Here is a 1,254-nt window from a genome sequence, read left to right on the forward strand (position 1 = left end):
AGGCTGTACGCCGCGTGAAAGCCGAGCATGATGCTGCGCCCGTACGCCCACTGAAGGCTCACGCCCAGCATGTTCATGGACGCGTCCAACGCCCCGACCGCCACCCCGAACGCGCCCAGTGCGACGGCCACTTGCCACAGCTCACTGCCGCCCCCGACCCAGAGCAGCGCCAGCAGCACGACCGGCTGCGACCACCTCAGTACGACGCTCGGCCTGACCCGCTTCACCAGCAGCTCGGTAGCGACACTGCCCACCCCGGCCAGAATCGGCACGGCGGCCAGGAACACGGGAAGCAGTCCGTCGGATATCCCGTACCGGTCTTGAACGGCGGGCAGCCGCGTCACGAGCAGCGCGAACGCCACGCCCTGCGCGAAGAAGCTCAACCCCAAGGAAGCCCTGCCGTGCCGCAGGCGCGCGTCTGTCATGGCCGCACAGCGTAGGCCCGCCCTCTACCCATGGGTAGAGATCGGTCAGGCGAGCAGGTCCGGCAGCTCACTCAGATCCGAGAAGCACCCCTTCGCGCCCGAAAGCCTGTCGGCCGGCGTCATCGCCGTGAAGCCGTACACGTCCATTCCGGCCGCACTGGCCGCCTCCACCCCGAGCGGACTGTCCTCCACCACCACGCACCGCTCCGGCGGTACGCCCATCTGTGCGGCGGCGTGCAGGAAGAGGTCCGGTGCCGGCTTGCCCCGTCCGACGTCCTGCGAGCTGAAGATCCAGCTGTCCTCGAACCACTCGTCGAGCCCGGTCACCAGGTGCCCGACCCGAATCCGCTCGTGACTGCCGGAGGACGCGAGGCAGTACGACACACCGTCCGCCACCAGCCGCCCCAGCAGGTCCTCCGCTCCGGCGACCGGCTTCAGCTCCTGTTCGAAGGCGGCGAAGATCCGCGCGTGCAGTGTCTTGTCGAAGTCCTCGGGCAGCCGCTGCCCGGACCGCTCCAGCACCAGGTCGTGGATCCGGTGCACCGCGGAACCCATGTAGTCCCGCAGCGAGTCCTCGTACGTGGTCGGGTGCCCCAGCTCGCTCAGGTAGCCGGCGAGGATGGTGTTGGAGATCGGCTCGCTGTCCACGAGGACGCCGTCGTTGTCGAAGATGATGAGGTCGTAGCGCATGACTTGACCTTAAACGCAAAAAAGCCCCGGCCCCTGGACATAAGTCCAGGGGCCGGGGCATAAAATTTGTTCGGCGGCGTCCTACTCTCCCACAGGGTCCCCCCTGCAGTACCATCGGCGCTGAAAGGCTTAGCTTCCG

2 protein-coding genes and 1 rRNA gene are annotated in these 1,254 nt (G+C 67.5%); all 3 read right to left on the reverse strand.

All coding sequences use genetic code 11. The features are described 5' to 3' along the window. On the reverse strand, window positions 1-425 hold a 425-nt coding region (locus E2E34_RS34405), incomplete at its 3' end, for an MFS transporter (protein ID WP_138905728.1). Between the two features lie 45 nt (window positions 426-470). After that, a complete protein-coding gene (locus E2E34_RS34410; RefSeq protein ID WP_138905729.1) occupies window positions 471-1,115 on the reverse strand; it encodes an HAD family hydrolase in 645 nt (214 codons plus the stop codon). A 68-nt stretch (window positions 1,116-1,183) separates the two neighbouring features. After that, window positions 1,184-1,254: ribosomal RNA gene (rrf, locus tag E2E34_RS37605) — 5S ribosomal RNA — on the reverse strand; the annotation flags it as partial.

This window comes from Streptomyces albidochromogenes (assembly GCF_005981925.1).
Classification (GTDB): domain Bacteria; phylum Actinomycetota; class Actinomycetes; order Streptomycetales; family Streptomycetaceae; genus Streptomyces; species Streptomyces albidochromogenes.

Bases quoted from the DNA above. Each gene is read 5' to 3' on its own strand.
- E2E34_RS34410 (WP_138905729.1), bottom strand. From the start codon at position 1,115: ATGCGCTACGACCTCATCATCTTCGACAACGACGGCGTCCTCGTGGAC.